Source organism: Streptomyces sp. ISL-43, assembly GCF_018614195.1.
GTDB lineage: Bacteria > Actinomycetota > Actinomycetes > Streptomycetales > Streptomycetaceae > Streptomyces.
Map to the genome: position 1 here is coordinate 15,482 of NZ_JAGGOT010000023.1, position 21,072 is coordinate 36,553.

General features: G+C 71.5%; 17 protein-coding genes and 2 pseudogenes. 12 read left to right on the top strand and 7 right to left on the bottom strand.

What is annotated here, in order from left to right; all coding sequences use genetic code 11:
- Positions 1-133: 133 nt before the first annotated feature.
- Together J7F03_RS13185 and J7F03_RS13190 are read left to right on the top strand one after the other, a co-directional pair.
- Positions 134-1,294 (top strand): alpha/beta hydrolase-fold protein, encoded by a 1,161-nt coding sequence (locus tag J7F03_RS13185; RefSeq protein ID WP_308379444.1) that lies wholly within the window; start codon positions 134-136, stop codon positions 1,292-1,294.
- Positions 1,291-2,088: a serine protease gene (locus tag J7F03_RS13190; RefSeq protein WP_214949097.1), complete on the top strand. Its 798-nt coding sequence runs from the start codon at positions 1,291-1,293 to the stop codon at positions 2,086-2,088. Before J7F03_RS13185 ends, J7F03_RS13190 begins: the two co-directional genes overlap by 4 nt.
- Before the next feature lie 28 nt (positions 2,089-2,116).
- Here the strand turns inward: J7F03_RS13190 and J7F03_RS13195 are convergent, their stop codons facing one another.
- Complete coding sequence (locus J7F03_RS13195) at positions 2,117-3,007, bottom strand: EamA family transporter (protein WP_214949098.1); 891 nt, start codon at positions 3,005-3,007, stop codon at positions 2,117-2,119.
- A 51-nt stretch (positions 3,008-3,058) separates the two neighbouring features.
- On the bottom strand, positions 3,059-4,180 hold the full coding sequence (locus tag J7F03_RS13200) for a pyridoxal-phosphate dependent enzyme (RefSeq protein ID WP_214949099.1): 1,122 nt from the start codon (positions 4,178-4,180) through the stop codon (positions 3,059-3,061).
- Between the two features lie 231 nt (positions 4,181-4,411).
- Between J7F03_RS13200 and J7F03_RS13205 the strand changes: the two genes are divergently transcribed.
- From J7F03_RS13205 to J7F03_RS13235, 7 genes and pseudogenes are all read left to right on the top strand, one after another.
- Positions 4,412-5,986: a S8 family peptidase gene (locus J7F03_RS13205; protein WP_214949100.1), complete on the top strand. Its 1,575-nt coding sequence runs from the start codon at positions 4,412-4,414 to the stop codon at positions 5,984-5,986.
- Positions 5,987-6,172: 186 nt separating this feature from the next.
- The gene (locus J7F03_RS13210) at positions 6,173-7,333 is read left to right on the top strand and encodes a DUF4190 domain-containing protein (RefSeq protein WP_214949101.1); all 1,161 of its coding nucleotides are present in this window, start codon (positions 6,173-6,175) and stop codon (positions 7,331-7,333) included.
- 153 nt (positions 7,334-7,486) lie between these two features.
- Positions 7,487-8,239: a GntR family transcriptional regulator gene (locus J7F03_RS13215; RefSeq protein WP_214949104.1), complete on the top strand. Its 753-nt coding sequence runs from the start codon at positions 7,487-7,489 to the stop codon at positions 8,237-8,239.
- 618 nt (positions 8,240-8,857) lie between these two features.
- Positions 8,858-9,061, top strand: a complete 204-nt coding sequence (locus J7F03_RS13220; RefSeq protein WP_214949106.1) for an SPOR domain-containing protein — start codon at positions 8,858-8,860, stop codon at positions 9,059-9,061.
- A gap of 41 nt (positions 9,062-9,102) precedes the next feature.
- Positions 9,103-9,210, top strand: a pseudogene (locus J7F03_RS13225) (DNA mismatch repair protein MutT); the annotation flags it as partial.
- 96 nt (positions 9,211-9,306) lie between these two features.
- A complete protein-coding gene (locus J7F03_RS13230) occupies positions 9,307-9,726 on the top strand; it encodes an NUDIX domain-containing protein (RefSeq protein WP_214949108.1) in 420 nt (139 codons plus the stop codon).
- Between the two features lie 41 nt (positions 9,727-9,767).
- Complete coding sequence (locus J7F03_RS13235; protein WP_214949433.1) at positions 9,768-10,364, top strand: hypothetical protein; 597 nt, start codon at positions 9,768-9,770, stop codon at positions 10,362-10,364.
- Between the two features lie 35 nt (positions 10,365-10,399).
- On the opposite strand, the gene J7F03_RS13240 is transcribed toward J7F03_RS13235, so the two are convergent.
- From J7F03_RS13240 to J7F03_RS13255, 4 genes are all read right to left on the bottom strand, one after another.
- Positions 10,400-10,834, bottom strand: coding sequence for a hypothetical protein (locus J7F03_RS13240; RefSeq protein WP_214949110.1), 435 nt, complete (start codon positions 10,832-10,834; stop codon positions 10,400-10,402).
- The gene (locus J7F03_RS13245; RefSeq protein WP_214949112.1) at positions 10,831-12,909 is read right to left on the bottom strand and encodes an integrase; all 2,079 of its coding nucleotides are present in this window, start codon (positions 12,907-12,909) and stop codon (positions 10,831-10,833) included. Before J7F03_RS13245 ends, J7F03_RS13240 begins: the two co-directional genes overlap by 4 nt.
- Before the next feature lie 41 nt (positions 12,910-12,950).
- Positions 12,951-14,723, bottom strand: coding sequence for a hypothetical protein (locus tag J7F03_RS13250; RefSeq protein ID WP_308379448.1), 1,773 nt, complete (start codon positions 14,721-14,723; stop codon positions 12,951-12,953).
- 77 nt (positions 14,724-14,800) lie between these two features.
- Positions 14,801-16,399: a site-specific integrase gene (locus J7F03_RS13255; protein ID WP_308379450.1), complete on the bottom strand. Its 1,599-nt coding sequence runs from the start codon at positions 16,397-16,399 to the stop codon at positions 14,801-14,803.
- A 59-nt stretch (positions 16,400-16,458) separates the two neighbouring features.
- Between J7F03_RS13255 and J7F03_RS13260 the strand changes: the two are divergent.
- The 3 genes and pseudogenes from J7F03_RS13260 to J7F03_RS13270 all read left to right on the top strand — a co-directional run.
- A pseudogene (locus tag J7F03_RS13260) lies at positions 16,459-16,806 on the top strand (NUDIX domain-containing protein); the annotation flags it as partial.
- Between the two features lie 165 nt (positions 16,807-16,971).
- Entirely contained in the window at positions 16,972-17,400 is a 429-nt protein-coding gene (locus tag J7F03_RS13265) for an ATP-binding protein (protein WP_214949116.1), read from the top strand.
- Between the two features lie 149 nt (positions 17,401-17,549).
- Complete coding sequence (locus J7F03_RS13270) at positions 17,550-20,192, top strand: SpoIIE family protein phosphatase (RefSeq protein ID WP_374104321.1); 2,643 nt, start codon at positions 17,550-17,552, stop codon at positions 20,190-20,192.
- Between the two features lie 101 nt (positions 20,193-20,293).
- Here J7F03_RS13270 and J7F03_RS13275 read toward each other — a convergent pair whose 3' ends face one another.
- A complete protein-coding gene (locus J7F03_RS13275; RefSeq protein ID WP_214949118.1) occupies positions 20,294-21,049 on the bottom strand; it encodes a PspA/IM30 family protein in 756 nt (251 codons plus the stop codon).
- Positions 21,050-21,072 lie beyond the last annotated feature (23 nt).

Genomic DNA, 21,072 nt, shown 5'->3' on the forward strand with positions numbered 1-21,072 from the left:
GGGTGGCCCTCGCCACGTCCGCCCGTCCCAGGCAACCCAGCCGGTCGTTCATACCTCTGTTAAGGATGTAAGGGCGACCGATCGGTCCAACCCGCGTTCGCGCGGGGGCGCCGGAGAAGAACGGGAACATTCCGTGCACCAAGACCAGCAGGGTGACGGCAGCGCCACGACCGGGGGCGGCAGTGCCAAGAGCGAGGGCGCCGGCGCCACCGACGGCGGCGGCCGCCGCCCCAGGCGCCGCCTGCGCCTGATCCTGATCGGTGGGGGGCTCGGCCTCACCCTCGCGGCCGGCGGCGGGGCCGCGTACCACTACGGCCTCTTCTCGGGCATAGGCGATCCCGTCTCCTTCGGGAAGTCCCGGACCGCGGCCTCCACCGCCTCCGACGTCAGACCAGGCGTGAGCATGCCGACCGGGCCGAAGTCCGAGTTCCTGCGCACCTCCCGGCTGCCGGACGGCACGCAGATCGCCCGGACCACCCTGACCGGCGCGAAGTCCGGCTTCACGGGTGACGTATGGGTGTGGGTGCCGAAGGAGTACGACGACCCGGCGTACGCCGAGAGCGCCTTCCCGGTCCTGATCTCGCTCCCCGGCGGCCGCGGCTACCCCACGAACTACTGGGGGACGGGCCCCGGGCTCGGCCTCCAGAAGGCCGTGAGCGACGGGGTGAAGGCAGGTACGAACCTGCCGTTCATCCTGATCATGCCGGTGCACAACGCCGATACCAAGCACCACTTCGACGCCTCGGACATTCCCGGAGAGCCCAAGATGGGCACCTGGATGGTCGAAGACGTCCCGGATTTCGCGAAGGCCAATTTCCGGACCTTCACCTCCCGCGACGGCTGGGCCTTCATGGGCTCGTCGGCGGGTGGATTCGGCGCCTTCAAGCACGTCCTGAAGTACCCCGACCGCTTCAAGGCGGCCATCGCGAGCGGGGTCGACATCGTCCCCGATTCCCCGCTGTGGAAGGGGAACACGCAGGCCATGGACGAGAACAACCCCGAGAAGCTCGCCGAGAAGCTGATCAAGGCGGGTGGCCCGGACGTCTACGTCAACTTCCAGATCGGCACCAAGGAGAGCGGCCGGGAGAAGGCCGAGCAGTTCATGAAGAACTACGGCAAGGGTCCCGTGCACACCACGCTGCAGGTGATCCAGGATGGTGAGCACAACGGGAAGTCGTACGTACGCGGGATGCGGGAGGGCGCACTGGAGTGGATCAGCAAAGTGATGTCCGCACCGACGCCGAAGCAGCGGCCGGCCGGGGACGCAAGCGCGAGCGGGGCCGCCCCGCGATGAGCGCGGGGGCCAAGGGGATCGCCTCCGCCGCGGTCGCCGGGGTCGCCGCGGTGCTGGCCGTGGTGTTCGTCAAGAACGCCGACGGCTACGAGGACCGGCACGTGCTCCCCTTCCCCACCGTCGGGGTGCTCATGGCCAACGGCGAGCACTGGTGCACCGCCAGCGTCGTCGACAGCCCGCAGGGCAACGTCGTCGCCACGGCCGCGCACTGCGTGGCCCCCGCCGGCGAGGACGGGCAGCCGGGCGAGGTCGCGCACGACGGGCTGGCCATCGGAGAGCTCGCCTTCGCCCCCGCCTTCTCCGGGGAGGGCTCCGGGAAGCACCCGCTCGGGGTGTGGAAGGTGCGTTCCGTCCAGGTCGACGAGCGCTGGACGAAGTGGGGCGAGGACACCGCCGACTTCGCCTTCCTCGCCGTCGAACCGGACGCGGACGGACGGAGCCTGCAGGAGGTCGTCGGACGCGACGAGGCGGCCAAACCCGCCTGGACCTCCGGCTACGACCGCGAGGTGACCGTCGTCGGCTACCCGGAATCGCAGCACAACCCCGAGAACAAGCCCGTCGCCTGTACGACGCAGAGCCGTCACGACGAGGACGACCCCGCCATGCTCTACATCAACTGCTCCGGTTTCTGGACGGGGACCAGCGGCAGCCCGTGGATCGCCGACCGGGGCGGGCCGGGGCGGCCGGGGCAGCTGATCGGGGTCCTCAGCGGCGGGGACACGGACGTGGACTCGACGGCCGCGCTCTTCGACGGGCGCGCCAAGGCGCTGTACGAGCGGGCCGCGAAGAGCTGAGAGCCGGGGCCGGGCGCGGCGGCGCCGGTCAGGTGCGGCGTTCCGTGCTCACGATCACGCACACCGCCGCCACGACGATCGCGCCGCCGAGCAGGATCGGCCAGGTCAGGGCCTCGTCGAGGATGAGCCAGCCGAGGGCTACGGCCACGACCGGATTCACGTAGGCGTACGTGGCCACCAGCGAGAGCGGGGCCGCCCGCAGGAGCCAGACGTACGCGGTGAAACCGACGAGCGAGCCGAACAGCACGAGGTAGCCGAGGGCCAGCCAAGCGGTGGTGGGGTACGAGGTGAGGTCCAGGCCGTGCTGCTCGCCGCGGCACAGCCCGACGAGGATCCCGGCGGCCCCGCCCGCGAGCATCTGGTACGCGCTGCCGGTGAAGGGGTCGGCGGGCAGGTTCAGCTTGCCCGTCGAGAACGAGCCGAGCGCCCAGAGCACCGAGGCGCAGAGCACCAGGAGCACCCCGCCGAGCTCGATCTCGCCGCCGAGGCCCGGGCTGGTCAGGACGGCGAGCCCGCCCAGGCCCAGCAGCACCCCGGTCAGGGTGCGGGGCGAGGGGCGGTCGCCGGAGCCGGCGCGCAGGAGGACCAGCCACATCGGTACGGCGGCGACCAGGAGGGCGGCCAGGCCGGAGGGCACCGTGGTCTCGGCGAGGACGACGAGGCCGTTGCCGCCGAGGATCAGGAGCAGGCCGACGAGGGCGGCGGAGGCCACCTGGGCGCGGGTGGCTTTGAGCGCGGCCGGTCCGCGGCGCCAGGCGACGATGCCGGCGAGCAGGGCGCCGGCGGTGAGGAAGCGGGCCCCGGCGGAGAAGAAGGGGGGCATGGTCTCGACGACGATCCGGATGCCGAGGTAGGTCGAACCCCAGACGACGTAGACGAGGGCGAGGGCGATCCAGACGCGGGTCGTTGAGGTGGGCATGACGCGGAGCCTATGTCGTTGGCCGTTGCACACATCGGGTGGGCCGGCCGGTCACGCCTCGGGCGCGGCCAGACCCGACTTGGCGCCCGCGCCGCACAGGGGGAGCACCGCGGTGCGCTCGTGGAGGGGGTTGCCGGGCGCGCCGGGGCCGACCGCGGCCCAGCAGGCGGCGGCGGTCGGTTCCACGAAGAGGCCGCGCCGGGCCAGGTCGAGCTGGGCTTCGCGGACGCGGTCGTCCGGGACGGTCAGGAAGGTGCCGCCGGACTTGCGGACGGCCGCCAGGATCTGCCGGGCGCGCGGCGGGGCCGGGATGGCGATGCCCTCGGCCACCGTCGGGAGCTGGGGGACCGCTTCGGCCTCCTCGGCGCCCGCGTGGAAGGCCGAGGCCAGCGGGGCGACCGCCGCCGACTGGACGGCGATCAGCGCCGGCGGGCGGACCCCGCGGCGGGCCAGCTCCTCCGTCGCCAGTGCGGCGCCGAGCAGCAGCGTGCCGTTGCCGACGGGGACCACCAGCACCTCGGGGAGGTGGCCGCCCAGCGCCTCCCACACCTCGTAGACGTAGGTCTTGGTGCCGTGCAGGAAGTACGGGTTGAAGACGTGGCTGGCGTAGAAGACCCCGGGGAGGTCGGCCGCCTCGCGTGCCGCCACCGCCGCCGCCTCGCGGCCGCCCGGCACCACCCGGACCGTCGCGCCGTGCGCGCGCATCTGCTCCGTCTTCTTCGGCGAGGTGCCCTCCGGCACGAAGACCTCGCACGTGAGGCCGGCCCGCGCGCAGTACGCCGCGAACGCCGTCCCCGCGTTGCCGCTGCTGTCCGCCACCACCCGCCGGGGGCCCAGCCGTCGCGCGAGCTCCGCGAGCATCACCGCGCCCCGGTCCTTGAACGACAGCGTGGGCATCAGGAAGTCGAGTTTGGCGTGCACGCGCTCCGCCAGCGGCACCAGCGGGGTGTTCCCCTCCGCCAGGGACACGGAGTACGCGCCGGGCAGCGGCAGCGCCGGGCCGTACCGCCAGAGGGAGTTGGGCCCGGCCGCCGGTTCCAGGGGGGCGGCCGGATCGGGGGTGAAGTCGAGGTCCCACGGTCCGCCGCAGACCGGGCAGCACCAGGGCGCCGTCCGGACGTCCGCGAGCGTGCCGTCCTCGGAGCAGACGTAGCCGGGGAGTGCGTGCGTCATGTGCGGAACGCCTTTGCTCGTTCATGGCTTGCGTATGGCACGGATGTTACGCGCCCGCTGTCCTCTTGTGGGGAGCCGAGGCGGTGGGTCAACCTTTCAGGAGCGGCGGCCTGTTGGGTCGAATGCCGCATGGCTGCCTCGCCATGCGCATTGTCATGGCCATGACTAAACCTCTCGGCCGGGACAGCCGCGCACCCCCCGCAGCGCACCACCTATGAGGAGGACCCTCACATGTCCGTGATGCGTCACACCCGCCGGAAGATCGCCGGCATCGGCGCGAGCGCCACCGTGGCCCTCGCACTCGGCGTCGCCGCCGCGTTACCCGCCTCGGCGGCCTCGGACGCCCCTCAGGGCGTCATCGAGAACGCCGGTGCCGTGGGCACCGTCTCCGGCAGCTACATCGTGACCCTGAACGACTCCGCCGCCCGCTCCACCGCCGAGAGCGGGAAGGCCGTCGCCAAGCGGTACGGCGCGAGGATCGACCGGACCTACAGCGCCGCCCTCAACGGCTACTCCGTCGAGGTCTCCGAGGCGCAGGCCAGGAAGCTCGCCGCCGACCCCGCCGTCAAGTCGGTCGTGCAGAACCGCGTCTTCACCGTCGACGCCACCCAGCCCAACCCGCCGTCCTGGGGCCTGGACCGCATCGACCAGAGCGCCCTCCCGCTGAACCAGAGCTACACCTACCCGGACAAGGCCGGCGAGGGCGTCACCGCCTACATCATCGACACCGGCGTCCGCATCACCCACCAGGACCTCGCCGGCCGCGCCTCCTACGGCTACGACGCCATCGACAACGACAACACCGCGCAGGACGGCCACGGCCACGGCACGCACGTCGCCGGCACCGTCGCGGGCACCTCGTACGGCGTGGCCAAGAAGGCGAAGATCGTCGGCGTGCGCGTGCTCGACAACAGCGGCTCCGGTACGACCGCCCAGGTCGTCGCCGGCATCGACTGGGTGACCCAGCACGCCGTCAAGCCGGCCGTGGCGAACATGTCCCTCGGCGGCAGCGCGGACTCCGCGCTCGACACCGCCGTGCGCAACTCCATAGCCAGCGGCATCACTTACGGCGTCGCCGCGGGCAACGAGTCCACCAACGCGAGCACCAAGTCCCCGGCGCGCGTGACCGAGGCGATCACCGTCGGCGCCACGACCAGCAGCGACGCCAAGGCGAGCTACTCCAACTACGGCACGGTCCTGGACCTCTTCGCCCCCGGCTCGAGCATCACCTCCTCGTGGGGCACCGGCGACACCGCCACGAACACCATCTCGGGCACCTCGATGGCGACCCCGCACGTCGTCGGCGCCGCCGCGCTCCACCTCGCGGCCAACCCGACGGCCACTCCGGCCCAGGTCGCCACGGCCCTGGTCAACGCGGCCACGCCGAACGTCGTGACCAGCCCCGGCACCGGCTCCCCGAACCGCCTGCTCAACGTCGGGAACTCCACCACACCGCCGAACCCGGGCACCCGCTTCGAGAACACCGCGGACTACGCGGTCAACGACAACGCCACCGTCGAGTCGCCGATCACCGTCAGCGGGATCTCCGGCAACGCCCCGGCCACGCTGAGCGTCCCGGTCGACATCAAGCACACCTACGTCGGTGACCTGCGGGTCGACCTCGTCGCCCCCGACGGCACCGTCTACAACCTGCGCAACCGCACCGGCGGCAGCGCGGACAACATCATCCAGACCTTCACGGTGAACGCCTCGGCCGAGGTGGCCAACGGCGTGTGGAAGCTGCGGGTCGCGGACCTCGCGAACATCGACACCGGAAAGATCGACTCCTGGGCGCTCCAGTTCTGAGCGGAGCGGAGCAGGGCACGGAAGGCGGCACGGACCGCGCCGTGAAGTGAGGGGGCGGTGAAGCGCGGGGGCGACCGTTTCGGCGGCCGCCCCCGCTGCGTACTATTCGCGCATTCGTTCGCTCATAGCCCTGAGCGAACGCTTCCGTCGCCGCCACCGCCATGCCTTGATGGAGCACCCCACCCCGTGACCCACCAGCCCCCGCACGTCTGGCCCGCCCCGCCGCCGACCCCGCCGCCGTACGGGTACCCGTACGGCCCGCCCGCGCTCAACGGCTTCGCGCTCGCCTCGCTGCTCGTCGGGCTGCTGTGCTTCCCGCCGCTGGGCGTCGTCTTCGCGGTCGTGGCCCTCGTGCAGATCGCGAGGAAGGGCGAGCGGGGCAAGGCGCTCGCCGTGTGCGGCCTGGTGCTCTCGCTGGTGATGACCGCGGTCATGGTCTTCGCCGTGGAGAGGGCCGCCGGCACTCTCTTCGAACGGGCCCGCGCGATGGGGGCTATGGAACCGTACGAGGACGTCGAGGGCGAGCTCGCCGACATCGGCGAGATGCGTGTCGGCGACTGCTTCAACGTCCCCGGCGGGGACCTGCTCGACGAGGACCCCTTCGTGTACCGGATCGCCTGTACGCAGGTGCACGACGCCGAGGTCACCTCCTCGACCTCGCTGAGCGGCGCGCGGTTCCCCGGTGAGGACGAGCTGAAGAAGTCGGTGACGGAGTCCTGCTGGCGGGCGCAGGACGCGTACGCGATGGACACGTGGGCGCTGCCCCCGTACGCGGAGATGTTCTACTTCGCGCCCTCGCGCGGGACGTGGGGCGACGGCGACCGGCGGGTCCTGTGCGTGATCGGCACGGCGGAGCAGGAGCACCGGGGCAGCCTGCGCAACGACGCCGCGATGCTGAAGCCGGAGCAGGTGACCTTCCTGCACGCCATGAACGAGACCGAGCTGGTGCTGGCCCGCTCGCCCGACGCGGACGTCGACGACGCGCTGGACGAGTACCGGGCGTGGGCGCGGGACGTGGAGCAGGCGCTGGCCGACGAGTCGCGGATGCTGGACGGGGCGAAGGCGCGCCCCGAACTGGCCGGGCCGGCGGGGGTGCAGCGGGAGCGGGTCGAGGCGGCGCGCAAGCAGTGGCGCAAGGCGGTGGGCGAGACGACCGGGGACGGGTTCGCCGACGCGTGGGACCGGGCGCTCGCCGAGCTGCCCGTCGAGCCGGAGAAGACACTGCGGGGGGCGTACGGGCTGTCGACGACCGTTCCGGAGTGGCTGGAGGAGTCCGAGGGGGACGCGCCGGACCCGCCGGGCACCTCGCCCGGTCCGAGCCGGAGGCCGTCCGTGGAGGCCGCGTGATCGTCACGCGGGGTAACGTGCGGCGGTGTCCCTGAACGCGTGGGTTTGAGTGACCTGGCTTCATCACTTCGGGTGAAACTCTGGCCCTTGCTTGCGGTGTAATACCGTCGGTTGCCAGGCTGTAGCTGTCTGTCAACCTGATGGGAGTGGCCAGTGACTTTCGGCGAGCAGCCGGCCTATCTGCGCGTCGCCGGGGATCTGCGACAGAAGATCGTCGATGGGTCCCTGCCTCCGCACGCCCGGCTGCCTTCACAGGCCCGGATCCGCGAGGAGTACGGGGTCTCCGACACCGTGGCCCTGGAGGCGCGCAAGGTCCTCATGGCGGAGGGCCTGGTCGAGGGCCGGTCCGGGTCCGGGACGTACGTGCGCGAACAGCCCGTCCCGCGGCGCGTCGCCCGCTCCGGCTACCGCACGGGCGGGGCCTCGACCCCCTTCCGGCAGGAGCAGGCGGAGGTGGGCGCGCGGGGTACGTGGGACTCCAGCAGTGAACAGGTCGACGCCCCGGCGGACATCGCGGAGCGGCTCGGCGTCGAGCCGGGCGCGCGCGTGATGCGGACGCGGTACGTCTTCCGCGACGCGGGCGAGGCGATGATGCTGTCGACCTCGTGGGAGCCGCTCGCCGTGACCGGCCGGAGCCCGGTGATGCTTCCCGAGGAGGGGCCGCTGGGCGGGTCCGGGGTGGTGGACCGGATGGCCGCCATCGACGTGGTCGTGGACAACGTGGTGGAGGAGGTCGGCGCGCGGCCCGGCCTGGCGGCGGAGAGCCTGCTGCTCGGGGGGGTCCCGGGGCACGTGGTGCTGGTGATCGGGCGCACGTACTTCGCGTCCGGCCGGGCCGTGGAGACCGCGGACGTCGTCGTCCCGGCCGACCGGTACCGCCTGGCGTACCACCTGCCGGTGCGGTAGCCGTTGCGGGCGCCGTAACCCGCGGGCCCTGCCCGGGGGTTACGGCGGCGCGAGGGCCCCCTCGCCCGGATGCGCGCCCCCTCCGCCTCGCGCCGACGGGGCCGGCTGCCGCAGCAGGCACGGCCTTTTCGGGACATACGCCGGGACATGCCCCGGGCCGTGCGCCGAGGTCCTCTCGACCTTCCCCGCGGCCGGACTCGCGCGCCCCCTCTGCCCGTTGATCGCGTGGGCGCCGAAGAAGAAGCGCTGCCCGGCCGGGTCGGACACCGTCGCCGGGCCTGGCACGCCGGTCGCGGACGCCACCGCCGCGCACCTCCGCTCCGTCCGCGAGCGCGCGTACGGACTCCCCGCCGCCGGCGGCAGCCCCGTCCGGTCCGGCCCGATCTGCTCGCTCTGTTGTTCCCTCGACGCGACCTGCGGGGACGCCTGCCGAACGGCGGGCCGTGCGCGGGCTCTGAACCGGCGTGCACGGCCCACTCGTACGCATGGCCGGATGAGTACGCCTGCGAGGTACCTCTTCGTGAAAAAGCGTATCCGCTGAGTAAAGGTCGGGCGTAGGCTCGGGCATATGCGCAATGCGGTTTCCCGGGCAGGTACGTCGGCGGAGGGTGAAACGCGATGAACGACAGCGGTGCCCTGCTCCCGTGGCTGGTCATACGGCAGGACGACAACGGCAACCGCTACCGGGTGGGCCGGTACCCGACCCGGGCCGAGGCCCAGAAGGTCGCCGACAGCCTCGAGGACAGAGGACACAAGCAGCTCTACTGGATCGAGCGGCTCGTCCACGGCAGCACCGCCGGTCGGACCGCCACGACGAACTGAGCGGCGCGGCACTCCCGCCGCCGCTGCCTTAGGCTCCGCCCATGACTGTACGAGTGGTCGTGGGCGGAGCCCTTTGTCATGAGGGCCGCCTGCTGGCGGCCCGCCGCAGCGCGCCCCCGGAGCTCGCCGGCCGCTGGGAGCTGCCGGGCGTTCATTAGGCAAGTCCTTTGTCGGGAAGTGTGTTGTCGGGCTCCGGGCGGGCCCTGTGGCGAGTCCCGATAGGGTCACATGCGACCGGAATGCGGATGAGCGGAAACGGGACATTGTCAGTGCTGATCGACACGGTGGCCTGGGTGCGGATAGAGAACGGCCGCATCCTGTGCGCGCGTCCGCGCGGAAAGGATGTCTTTTACATCCCCGGAGGCAAGCGCGAGGGGGCGGAGAGCGACCTCGAGACCCTGCTGCGTGAGATCAAGGAGGAGCTCACGGTTCCGCTCGACCCGGACACTGCCGTCCACGTGGGCACGTACGAGGCCGGTGTCCCTGGGCTCCCTGAGGGCACGCTTGTGCGGATGGCCTGCTACACCGCCGATTTCCAGGGGGTGATGTCTCCGAGCAGTGAGATCGAGGAGATGGCCTGGTTCTCGTATGCGGACCGGGACTTGGTGCCGCCCGTCGATCGGTTGCTCTTCGATGACTTGAAGGTCGCGGGTTATCTGGTGTGAGAAGCGTGTCCCGAGGCGAGGGGAAGGCCGCTGGGAAGTCCCTGGACGTGCGCGAGCTGCTGCAGTCGGCGTCTCTACTGGTTCCGGAGGCAGTCGCGACCGAGAACGACATCACGGTGAACGATGTCTGGGAGTACCTCGCGCACGACGAGTGGGAGGTGGCTCTCGGCCTGCTGGAAGAACTCGGTGACGTCCGCGCGTTGCCGCTGGCCTTCTGGGAGACGCTCGCCGAAGCGGCGGAACAGCTGTGGCTTCCCCGCAGCACGGCCTGGTGCCACTGGCGTTGCGCCGAGGCCCGCAACGGGGTTGTCCGCGCGGATCTCGAACTCCGCCCGGCCTCGGAGGCACGGCGCACGACGCCCATCGACGGTGCGGGTGTTCTACGGCCGATGTGGGACATCGGGAACCGGATGCCGACGGGGGAGTCGGCATGGAACATCGCCGGCTTGTGGGTCGAGGGGGAGCCCTTCCTCGTACCTGGTGGACGCGCCACGGTGCGGCTCGTGCCGTTCTCCCCTGCCCAGTGGGAGCACGTCACCCCCGGCATGCGGATTGCCATGCACGAGGACCGGACCGTGGCTGGGGTAGCCGTCGTACGGGAAGTCCGTCTCTCTGCTGATCGGACGAGCGGCGGATGAGACACGTCTCGCCGGGGCGGCGTGGTGCGATGAGTTCAGGCGTGTGAGCCTGGACGCCGGCGGGCCGGCAGGGCGGTTACGCGCGCGGGCCCGGAGCCTTCACGCACCGCGTGCAGTTCCAGGTCGAGTTCGGCGACAAGGCGTCGAAGACCTGCGGTGATCTCGCGCTCATTGGCCAGCGCGGATGCGGTGTCCGCCAACTTCTGCTTCAGCTGGGAGTTCTCGTCAGCCAGTGACCGTGCGACCGCAGGTGTGTGCTGCTGTGCTCGTGCACGGGCCTGGAACTCTTCGACGCGGTCCTTGTGGTCTCCGTAGACGGCGTCCCGGCGCAGGCCGGATTCGCGCAGCAGCTCCGTGACGGTGAGGCGGCCGGACTCGGAGTGCAGAGGGGTGCCTTCCAGAAGGCGGTCGGCGGCGGTTCGGAGCGCGGAGCGTTCGGCGTTGAGGTCGCGTGGACGGCGGGTGGTCATGCCGGGTCTCCTTCCGTGCGGTGCTGCTCGTGGCGGTGGACGAGAGCGGCAGTGCGTTCGGCTTGTGCCGCAGCCCGGTCGCGCAGGGGCCGGGGCGCCAACGGGTCGGCCGCGTTCGCCTGCGATGCGCGGAGATCCTGTTTGCGACGGGCGATGTCCCGGTCGGTGAAGGCGAGGTTGGTGCAGGTGGACCGGCACTCGCTCTCGTCGGGGCCGGCCGGTTCAGGCAGGCCCTGGGCGAGGCGGGCCGTGCGGCAGGCCGCTGTCTCGGGCCGCCAGACGCAGGTCATGCCCTCGCCGTGGTGCACCTGAGGGTCGGTGCTGGCCAGGAGGCGCGCGGCGCTGCGGGGGCTGATGACCGTACGGCCCGGGAAGTCGGCCGTGCCGGAGACTCTGCGGCGGTATTCGTCGGCGGACGGTCCGCTGACGTGCTCGCCTGCGGCGAGCCGACGGGCGTCCTCGCTGATCTGTTCCAGGACGAGTTCGAGTTTCTCGACTGCAACGTCCTGGAGCCATTCGGTGTCCGGTGCGCCGGCGTAGTTGAGCGTCACTTTGGTGTCGACGTGCCCGTACTGGAGGGCGGCGGCGATCAGTCCGCGCGGGCGGCGGACGATGAACCGGGCCAGGGTGCGGCGGAAGCGGCTGGCGTTGAGGTTCCCGGCGGGATCGTCGGGGATGGGGACGCTGCCGTCCGCGCGGCAGAAGGACTGGTTCACCCAGGCGGCGAAGTCGGCGATGTCCCGATTGGCTGACTCGCAAGTCCGGGCGTGTGTCGCGGACGGACGGAAGCTGCCGGGACGGAGCTGCGCCGGGAAGAGATGGGGCTGCTCGTGCAGCGACTCCAACAGTGCGATGGCCTCATGTACGGCGTCGACGACCACCCAGGGGCGTGTGGGCTCGACCCGTTCGGGAGTGTCGGGCGCCCGATCGTACCCCTTGCCCCGGTGGCCGTGCACGACGAGCTGTCCGGTCGTCTCGTCCGCACCACGGCAGCCGCGGCGTAGTGCCAGCACCTCGCCGGGGCGCATCCCGGACAGGTAGCAGACGACAGTGAACAGGGCCCCGGTCAGTCGGCGCCACAGCCCGGGCAGCTCCCCGACCGTGAGGGGAGTGTCGCGCCACGGGCGCCCCTGGATCTGCCCTGTGATCGCCCCCACCGTGCTGTGCTCGGCTACGGTCACGTTCTGCTGGGTCAGCCAGCGCTTCTGGGCCAGGCCGAACTGGCTCCTGTCGTCCAGGCCGATGAGCCGCCGCACATGGCCGTAGTTGATCTCCGGCGCCCCGGGGCCGGGCGTTCCCGGCAGGGGCGTGCCGGTGCGGCGGCAGAAGTCCACGTAGGTGTGCAGGCGGGGACCCGCAGCTCCGGAATAGATCTCCTGGGACGGGTGCTCTCCCCGGCACAGCTGGGTGTACTCCTGCCAGGCATCGCGGATGTCCGGGCCGATCTGCTCCACCATGAGCAGCGCCCAGGCGAGCAGCGCCTCCATGGTGTCGTCGTGGATACGGGGACGCTTGTTCTCACCGCCGACCGCCCGCAGGCCGACGAGTTCGTTGGCGGTCCGCCCGGACCAGGGGAATCCCGGAGTGAGACGGCATGCGGCGGGCAGCACGTCGCGGAAGAGCCAGAGGGTCCGTACCGCACCCAGGGCGTCGGCCTTCCGGCCGGGCGACGTGGTCGTCCTCAGGACGTGGCTCAGATAGGTGTCGAGGTCGTGGCCGGTTACGTCGCTGATTCGCCCGAGGCCCTGGCCGTGCATCCAGCGGGCGAACAGCTGCAGGTCGCAGCCGAGCCCAGGCATTGAGCCGATGCCGATGTATTCGGCGGACCGCTGACGGCCCCCCGGTTCCACCGGCTGTGGGTGGTCGAGCACGGCCAGGAAGACAGTGCGGAACTGGCGGCGGAGTGATGCGGGGAAGGCGAGGAGGTTGAGGCTGCCGACTTGCGTGTGCGCGTCGCGGTGAGCGGGACGAATGTGCCAGACATCGTCGCCGAAGCGGGAGAGCCGGGCGGGGTCGGTGCCGAGCCGGACGGGCCGGTTGCGCAGAACGGGCGTGTGAGCGTCCGGCCAGGGCACCGGAACGGCTTCGGGTAGGGCTGAGGAATGCGCTGGGGTGGTCATCGCAGGTCGGTCCGTCCTTCCAGGAGCGCGTCGATCAGGGCGGTGTGCCGAGCCGTGACAGTGGAGCGCGCGGCTGCCTGCTCGGCGGTGCTGTAGTGGTCGAGGATGTTCCGCAGCCTGGCCAGCGGCAGCGCGTAGCGAGCCTGCCATGTCTGGGGATCCAGGTTCGGGTGGAGTGCCGCCAAGCGGTCGTGCAACGCGATCTGCGCGGGCAGTTGGTGCGGCAGGGCACGCGCGTTGGAGCAGTTCAGGCAGCCGTTCAGGAACGAGGCAGGGCACGCTTCGCCGACGGGCGCGTGAGGGCTCTCACGGTGGTCGCGGCAGGCGACGACGCCGGTGTCCCGTTCCCCGGAGGCCATGCTCTTCAGAATCTCCGGAGCGAGCCCGGCCTCGGCGGCTGCTGTGTCCGGGGCCTGGTCGGCGAGCGAGAGCAGTCGTGGAGAGAACACCACGACCTCGGCAGCGGTGCGGGCCTTCGTCACCTGTTCCTGCAGCGCCTCGGCCACTACCTTCTGGCTCTGCTCGCGCACCGTGCGGCTGCGCCGGAGGTAGTGGTCGCGCAGGGTGTTCCGGCTGTGCGACACCGGGCGGCGCTGGATCTCCAGCGCCGTCTGGCGGACGCGGCGTACGTCGATCCCCGGCCGCCCCTCCTCGCCGTCACGGGTGACCGGCGGGAACCCCCGGGACCTGGCCCACCGCTCGACACGGATCTCATCCGACCAACAAGATCCCTGCCGACCCCGGTCGTTGACGCGCCGATTCACGAAGGCACCGGTGCTGGCCGTGATCCACCGGGCGGGGGCGGTCAGTTCAAGCAGCAGGTCGTAGACCCGCAAGGGGGAGTGGAACAGCGGATCGTCTCCGTGTCCCTGCTCCAGGGCGGAACGCAGGGACACGGGCAGATCCTCGACGGCGGCCACCCGGTGGTCCTGCTCGGGGCCGCGCCGAGGTTTGCGCTGTTCCACCAGCGCCACAGGCAGGGTTCCGACGCCGCCGTCCGCCCGGCGGTACACTGCGGGCCACTTCGCCACCGTGCCGAGGTTCTCGGCGGTCAGCGCGGCCAGGAGCAGGGCGAAGGCGCTGGCCTCCTGCTGGGACAGCGAGAGCATGCGCATCACCGCGACCACGCCGCCGTGCCGCTTGACCTCGGGAGTTCCTCCTCCATCACGTCCGCGCGGCAGGTCACCGCCGGTGGCGAAGATGTCCAGCAGATAGCCCAGTTCGGCCTCGGCGCTGCCCGGCTCCAGCTCGCCCGCGCGGAACCGCTCCAGGAGCCGCAGGCCGCCCCGGATCCGGTCCCGGCACTGCCGGACATCCCGCCGCAGCGCGGTCATGATCCGCTGCCAGTCACCTTCGGAGTACGCTGTGACCCGCTCGGACACCTTCAGGACGGGGAGCCGGGTCTCGAACAGCTCGCGTCGCGCGGTTCCAGGGAGCTCCACGCAGCCGCGCAGTGCGATCCGAAGACGGGCCACGCAGCTCCGACGAGTCTGCGGATCCTCGTACCGGGACGTGAAGGCCCTGATGTGCTCAGCCGTGATGTCCGAGGGCCGCCCCGGCGACGGTTCGCACCGCGCGAGCGCCTGGGCGAAGTCTCGGACGACCTGGTAGCCACTACGGAAGGACTTCGCGTGCTTCACGCCGCTGCGGGCACCTGCCCGCTCGGCCAGCCGTCGCACCAGCCAGTCCCGAACAGGCTCGGCGACCGGCAGGTCGGAGCAGTCGAACCGGACGGTCCGCCCGGTGCTCTCCTCGTGGAACAGCACCACCGCCCCCGAAACCCCGCCAGGCAGTCGCTCGGGCGGTGACCAACCGGACGGCGGCAGCGCCGCCCGGCGCCCGCCCCTCACCGCGCCGTCCCCGCCGCGACGACGGGACCCACGACCGACCCGCCGTGCCGTGCGAAGATCCGCACCAGTGTGTCCACGCCCGACTTCTCGTCGTCGTCCAGCAGCGCCATCAAGTATGAGACCTGCAGGCCGGTGAAGGGTTCCAGGTAGTACTCGCGTGTGGTGTCGGAGTGTCGATGCCCGAGCAGCATGGCCAATTGCAGCCAGATGTCGCCGAGTTGGTCGCGGAAGTCCTCAACCTCGTCCGGGGCGAAGCCCTCCAGGCGGCGCTCCTCCAGGAGCGAAAGGATCGAGAACCACTTCAGGGCGAAGGAGTGTCGGCACATGTGCGGTGTCGCCCAAAGCGGGCACTCGCGCCGCACCTGCTCGCGTTGTTCCCGGTTCAGCCGCCTCTCCGGATCGGTCTTGTGCAGCCATGCCTCGGTGACCCGCCGGTTCGCCGCGTCGAAGGTGTCCTCCCAGCTGTGTGGCTTCTTCGGCAGGCCGTTTGCTGACAGCCACACCCAGAGCGGCTCCAGGCCCTGCGGCGTACGCCGGTAGAGGAGACGACGGTCGTCCGGCGTCAGCTCGTCCAGGGCCAGGGTTTCCGATCCGTCCGTGATGGCCACACGCACCTGCCGGGCACGGGGCTCGTGGCCGGTGACGATGCGCGCACCGGAAAGTCGCTCGTACCGGCCCTCCCGCTGTGCGCGACGGACCACCTCGGCCCGGGACCCCTCCACCGGATCGAGGTATCCCTCGACCGACCGCAGTACCTGGCGGGGGATCCAGTACGTCCGTCCGTTGCGGCCTCCCTTGGCGCACTGGGCCGCGAGCCACGCCGTGCCCATTCGCTCGCTGCCCGGGGCCGAGAGCTCGACGTCGAGGACGCTCGCCCATTCGCGAAGCCGCAGCCCGGTTCCGTACAGGCCGTCGACGAAGGCGGTGTCCCGGTCCTCGTTGAAGCCGCCGGCCTGGCGGCCGGGACGCCGCACACCGTCGAAGCCGTAGCCGCGAAGTCCGATGTCGCGCCACTGCTCCAGCGCATCTCGCAGGAGCCACTTCACCTGGCGGTTCGTCGCGCCAGCCGGGCGCAGCGGGTCGCGGCGCCCGCGCCCGTACGCCTGCCGGGTCGGCGTGTCGTCGTCGGCTCGCACCGTGGTGACAGGGTTCGTGACGCCGAACCGGGAGGCCGCCCAGGTGTAGAAGCTGTTGAGACCGGCCCGATCGGTGTCGAACGAGGTGGCGCGCACTCGCTCTGCGTTCCGGGCGTCAGTGATGCGCCAGTCCTTGAACGCCTCGACATCGCGGACCGTGGCCCGGTCCCACGTCGTCCCGAGGGCATCCAGGAAGTCCAGCCACACCACGAGTGTGTAGGCATAGCGCCGCCAGGTGCCCGGCTGGGAGGTGGCCATGCGCCCCTCCCGGAAGAAGAGGTTGATCCGAGAATCCGGGCGGCCCGACGGCGGCAGGATGACGGGGGTGCCGTGGCGGGCTCCGTTGCGGGCGGCTCTGGTGTGCAGATCGCCGAGATCAGGGAGCTGGGGATCTGAGGTGACGGGTGGTGGGCTGGTGAAGTCGTAGAAGTCGACGGTCCAGCGTTCCAGGGTGTTCACGTGCGCGGCTCCGAGGTGTGAGCGTAACGAAGCGACAACTGAGAGTAGCCTAGAGAACGGGCGGCAAGACCGAGCCGGGCGAGTCGGGGCCCGAGGCGCTCGTACGGGAACTGCGCGAGGAGCTCGGCGTCGAGACCGAGGCGCTGGAGCGGATCCCGGGGGAGTGGCCGCTGAAGCCCGGCCTCGTCCTGCACGTGTGGACGGCCCGGCTGCTCTCCGGCGACCCGGTCCCGCTGGAGGACCACGACGAGCTGCGCTGGCTCGGGCCCGACGAGCTGGACTCGGTGGACTGGCTCGACCAGGACCGCCCGGCGGTCGTCGAGGCGGGCCGCAGGCTGGAGGCCGGAGCCACAGGGGCGGGTGCCAGAGGGGCGGGTGCCGCCGGAGCGGCTCACGGGGGCGCGTGACGCGCATGCTCTAGGCCGTCTGCGCCACAGTGCGCCGGTCCGTGGGAGACCGAGTGGTACGACGCCGCGAATATCGGGTATGTCGCTATTAATCCCTATCTCGTACTTGTCCCCCGTGGTTCTGTCCCTGTCGAACCGGACTGGGGTCGCCAGCCGGCCCGGGAAGTGATCGGCGTGATCGACACAGACGGTGAATGCGCCGAATGGGCCTTCCCCGCCGAACCGGGTGCCGTCCGCACCGCACGTCACGCGGTGCGCGGCACCCTTCGCGACTGGGGCCTGGACGCCGTCGGCGACGTCACCGTCCTGCTGGTCAGCGAGCTGGTCACCAATTCCCTGCGCTACGCCTCGGGCCCCATCGGGGTCCGGCTCGTACGGCGCAATCCGGCCGCCGCGGGGGCGCCCTCGGTTCCGGCACTTCTCGTGGAGGTTTCCGATCCGCTTCCGGATCCGCCCCGCGAACGGGTCGCCGAGCCCGAGGACGAGGGGGGTCGCGGGCTGCATCTGGTGGCCGTCTCGGCGCAGCGCTGGGGGACCCGGCACGGGAAGTCGGGCAAGACCGTGTGGTTCGAGTTGGCGATTCCTGGTGAGTAACAAGGTGAAGGACAGCTGACGATCACACGGCTTGGCTGAAAAACAACGGGATCCTTTTGTGATCGCGAAGGCCGTGTCGTACGGGGCCATGGTGCTGAATACTTCGGTCATGGCCGGTCCGGTTGCGGTGAGCTGGAGGGGACGGTCGCGTGAGCGAGATACCTGTACAGGCACATCAGGCGCGTGAGGCCCGTGTGCCCGGTGAGGCTGTGCCCGGGGAGACCTGGCACGACTCCCTGTGGCACAGCAGCCCGCCTGGCTCGATATACGACTACATAAAGGTCGCTTCCTTCTCGATCGGACCCGACGGGCTGATCGACCAGTGGAGTCTGCGCGCGGAGGAGCTCTTCGGGCTGACCCCGGCGCAGGCCGTCGGCCGCGACCCGGTCGACGCCTTCATGCCGCCCGAGCTCCGCGCCGACGGCCACCGCAGGGTCGCCGGAATTCTCGATGGCAAGGAATGGACGGGCCTGATCCCCTTCCGTATCCCCGGCGGCGACGGCAAGCACGGCGTGGCCGAGATCTATGTAATGCCCACCCGTACCGAATCCTCCGAGCGGGCAGCGCTCTGCGTCGTGGTCGACGTACGGGCGCTGCGCCGGATCGAATCCGATCTGGCCGCCTCGCAGGCGATATTCGGCCAATCTCCCTTCGGTTTCCTGCTCTTCGGTACGGACCTCACCGTGCAGCGCGCCAACCGCCGCTTCGCGACCGTCTTCGGCGGCGACGCCGAGGAACACCGCGGCCGCACCGTCCACGACTACCTGCCCCCGCACGAGGCCGACCGGATGGCCGAGGCCCTGCGCAGGGTCCTGGAGACCGGCGAATCCGTCACCGACCTCCAGATCACCGGCGCGGCCCCCGGCAGCCGGGAGCACCGCCACTGGTCCATCAACCTCTACCGCGTCCACGGCGGCACCGGCCGTCCCGTCGGTGTCGCCGGCCTCGGCACCGACGTCACCCGCCGCCACCTCGCCGCCCGCGAGGCCGCCGGGGTCCGGCGCAACCTGGCCCTCCTGAACGAGGCCGGACACCGCATCGGCAACTCGCTCGATCTGGAGACGACCGCCCGCGAACTCCTCGACGTCACCGTCCCGGGCTTCTGCGACCTGGCCGCCGTCGACCTCTACCAGGGGCTGCTGCTCGGCGACGACGACCGCCCCGCCCGCCCGCAGGGCCCGGGCGTACCCAGCCTGCCCGGCCCCGGCCGGGCGCCCTCGGCGCCGCTGCGGCGGGTCGCCTTCGCCTCGGCGGTCTCGGACGCGCCGCTGTCGGGTCCGGGGGCGCTGGTCTCCGTAGGGGAGACCCACCGCTACCCGGCAGGATCGCCAGGCGCGCTCGCGCTGCGGACGGCGCGGCCGCGGCTGGTGGAGGGCGGCGGACCGGAGTCCGGGGACCTCGTGCAGTCCACGCTCGTCGTGCCGCTGGTCGCGCACGACACGGTGGTCGGCCTCGCCCAGTTCTCCCGTACGAAGGGCAGCGAGCCCTTCGGCGAACGCGACCGGGCGGTCGCCGTCGAGCTCGCCGCGCGGGCCGCCGTCTGCATCGACAACGCGCGGCTCTACCGGCGCGAGCACGAGCGCGCGCTGATGCTGCAGCGCAGCCTGCTGCCCCCCGGGGACCCGGAGGCGGCCGGGCTCGACATCGCGTGCCGGTACCTGCCGGGCAACGCGGCCACCGAGGTCGGCGGCGACTGGTTCGACGTCATCGAGCTGCCCGGCCACCGCACGGCGCTGGTCGTCGGCGACGTCATGGGCCGGGGGCTGCGCGCGGCCGTGGCGATGGGTGAACTGCGCACCGCGGTGCGCACGCTCGCGCTGCTCGACCTGGAACCGGCCGAGGTGCTCACCGCGCTCGACGAGGTCGCGCGCGGACTCGGCGCGCCCGGCGGCTCCCAGCAGGCGTCACGGGCCGCACTGCACTCGCGGGACGCCGACCGCTCGGAGGTCTACCTCGCGACGTGCGTCTACGCCGTCTACGACCCGGTGACGCGGCGCTGCACGATCGCCAACGCGGGCCACATGCCGCCGGTGCTGGTGGAACCGGTGGAGGAGGGCGGCGAGCCGCGGCCCGGACTGCTGCTGGAGATCCCGCCGGGGATGCCGCTGGGAGTGGGCGGGGAGCCGTTCGAGGAGGTCGAGGTCGAACTCCCGGAGGGCGCGCTGCTCGCCCTGTACACGGACGGCCTGGTCGAATCGCGCGACCACCCGCTGGAGGAGGGCCTGCGGGGCCTGCGGGACGCGCTGGCCGACCCCGCGCGACCGCTGGAAGAGGTCTGCGACCACGTCCTGAACACGCTGGACACCCGGCACGGGGAGGACGACATCGCCCTGCTGATGGCCCGCGTCCAGGGCCTGCCCGTGGACGCGGTCGGCGACTGGCAGCTGCCGCGCGAGGCGCGGTCGGTGGGCCGGGCGCGGGAGCTGGCGCGGGCGAAGCTGCCGGCGTGGGGCCTGGAGGGGCTGCTCGACACCACGGAACTCCTCGTGAGCGAGCTCGTCACGAACGCCCTGCGGTACGGCGAGGGCGAGATCCGCCTGCGCCTCCTGCTGGACCGCACGCTGGTCTGCGAGGTCTGGGACGCGAACCTGGTCCAGCCGAGACGGCGCCGCGCACGCGACACGGACGAGGGCGGCCGCGGCCTCCAGCTGGTCGGCCTGCTCTCGGCGGGCTGGGGCACCCGCCGCACCCACCGGGGCAAGACGGTCTGGTTCGAGCTCCCCCTCCCGGGCGCGGTGGCGGAGTCGGTGACGGAACTGTCGGCGGAACAACTGCTGAGCATGTACGGATGAGCGCCGCCGGATGAGCGCCGCCGGATGAGCGCGGCCGGGCAGCGCGCCCCGGGCCGGCCGCTGCCGGACCGGGGAGGGGAGCGCGGGGGCGAGGGGCGGGCTCAGGCGGCCTTGCCGGACTTCAGGGCGGCCAGGCGGGCTTCGATCTCCGAGGTCTTGCCCAGGTCGTCCAGGGACTCGAACTGGGCGTCCAGCGAGGAGGCGGCCAGCTCCTGCTTGCCCAGTGCCATGGCCTCCTCGCGCCGGACCTTCTCCTCGAAGCGGTTGAGGTCGCTCGTCGGGTCCATCACGTCGATGTTCTTGACCGCGTCCATCATCGTGTTCTGCGCCTGGGCCGTCTTGGCGCGGGCCACCAGTTCGTCGCGCTTCGACGTCAGTTCGGTCAGCTTGTTCTTCATCGAGTCCAGGCCCGATTTCAGCTTGTCGACGACCTCGGTCTGGGCGGCGATCGTCGGCTCGGCCGTCTTCGCCTCCTTCTCCGACTGCATCTGGCGGCCGAGGGCGACCTTCGCGAGGTTGTCGAACTTGTCCGCGTTTTCGGCGGCCCCAGCGGCTCCAGCGGCTCCGGCGGCTCCAGCGGCCCCCGAAGCCCGCAGCTCATCGGCCTTCTTGCTCGCCGCCAGGGCCTTGCCGCCCCACTCCGCGGCCGCCTCCACGTCCTCCTTGTGGTCCGCCTCCAGCATCCGCAGATTGCCGATCGTGGTGGCGACGGCCTGCTCCGCCTCCGCGATGTTGTTCGTGTAGTCGCGGATCAGCTGGTCCAGCATCTTCTGCGGGTCCTCGGCCTGGTCCAGCAGGGAGTTGATGTTGGCCTTGGCGAGCTGGGTGACGCGGCCGAGGATGGTCTGCTTGCTCATGTTCGCTGTCTCCTTGGGGGAAC

Excerpts from the sequence above, each read along its gene's own strand:
- J7F03_RS13230 (WP_214949108.1), top strand. The coding sequence starts at position 9,307 with ATGAGCGGAAACGGGACATTGTCAGTGCTGATCGACACGGTGGCCTGG.
- J7F03_RS13275 (WP_214949118.1), bottom strand. The coding sequence starts at position 21,049 with ATGAGCAAGCAGACCATCCTCGGCCGCGTCACCCAGCTCGCCAAGGCC.
- J7F03_RS13205 (WP_214949100.1), top strand. The coding sequence starts at position 4,412 with ATGTCCGTGATGCGTCACACCCGCCGGAAGATCGCCGGCATCGGCGCG.
- J7F03_RS13200 (WP_214949099.1), bottom strand. The coding sequence starts at position 4,180 with ATGACGCACGCACTCCCCGGCTACGTCTGCTCCGAGGACGGCACGCTC.
- J7F03_RS13240 (WP_214949110.1), bottom strand. The coding sequence starts at position 10,834 with ATGACCACCCGCCGTCCACGCGACCTCAACGCCGAACGCTCCGCGCTC.
- J7F03_RS13195 (WP_214949098.1), bottom strand. The coding sequence starts at position 3,007 with ATGCCCACCTCAACGACCCGCGTCTGGATCGCCCTCGCCCTCGTCTAC.
- J7F03_RS13190 (WP_214949097.1), top strand. The coding sequence starts at position 1,291 with ATGAGCGCGGGGGCCAAGGGGATCGCCTCCGCCGCGGTCGCCGGGGTC.
- J7F03_RS13220 (WP_214949106.1), top strand. The coding sequence starts at position 8,858 with ATGAACGACAGCGGTGCCCTGCTCCCGTGGCTGGTCATACGGCAGGAC.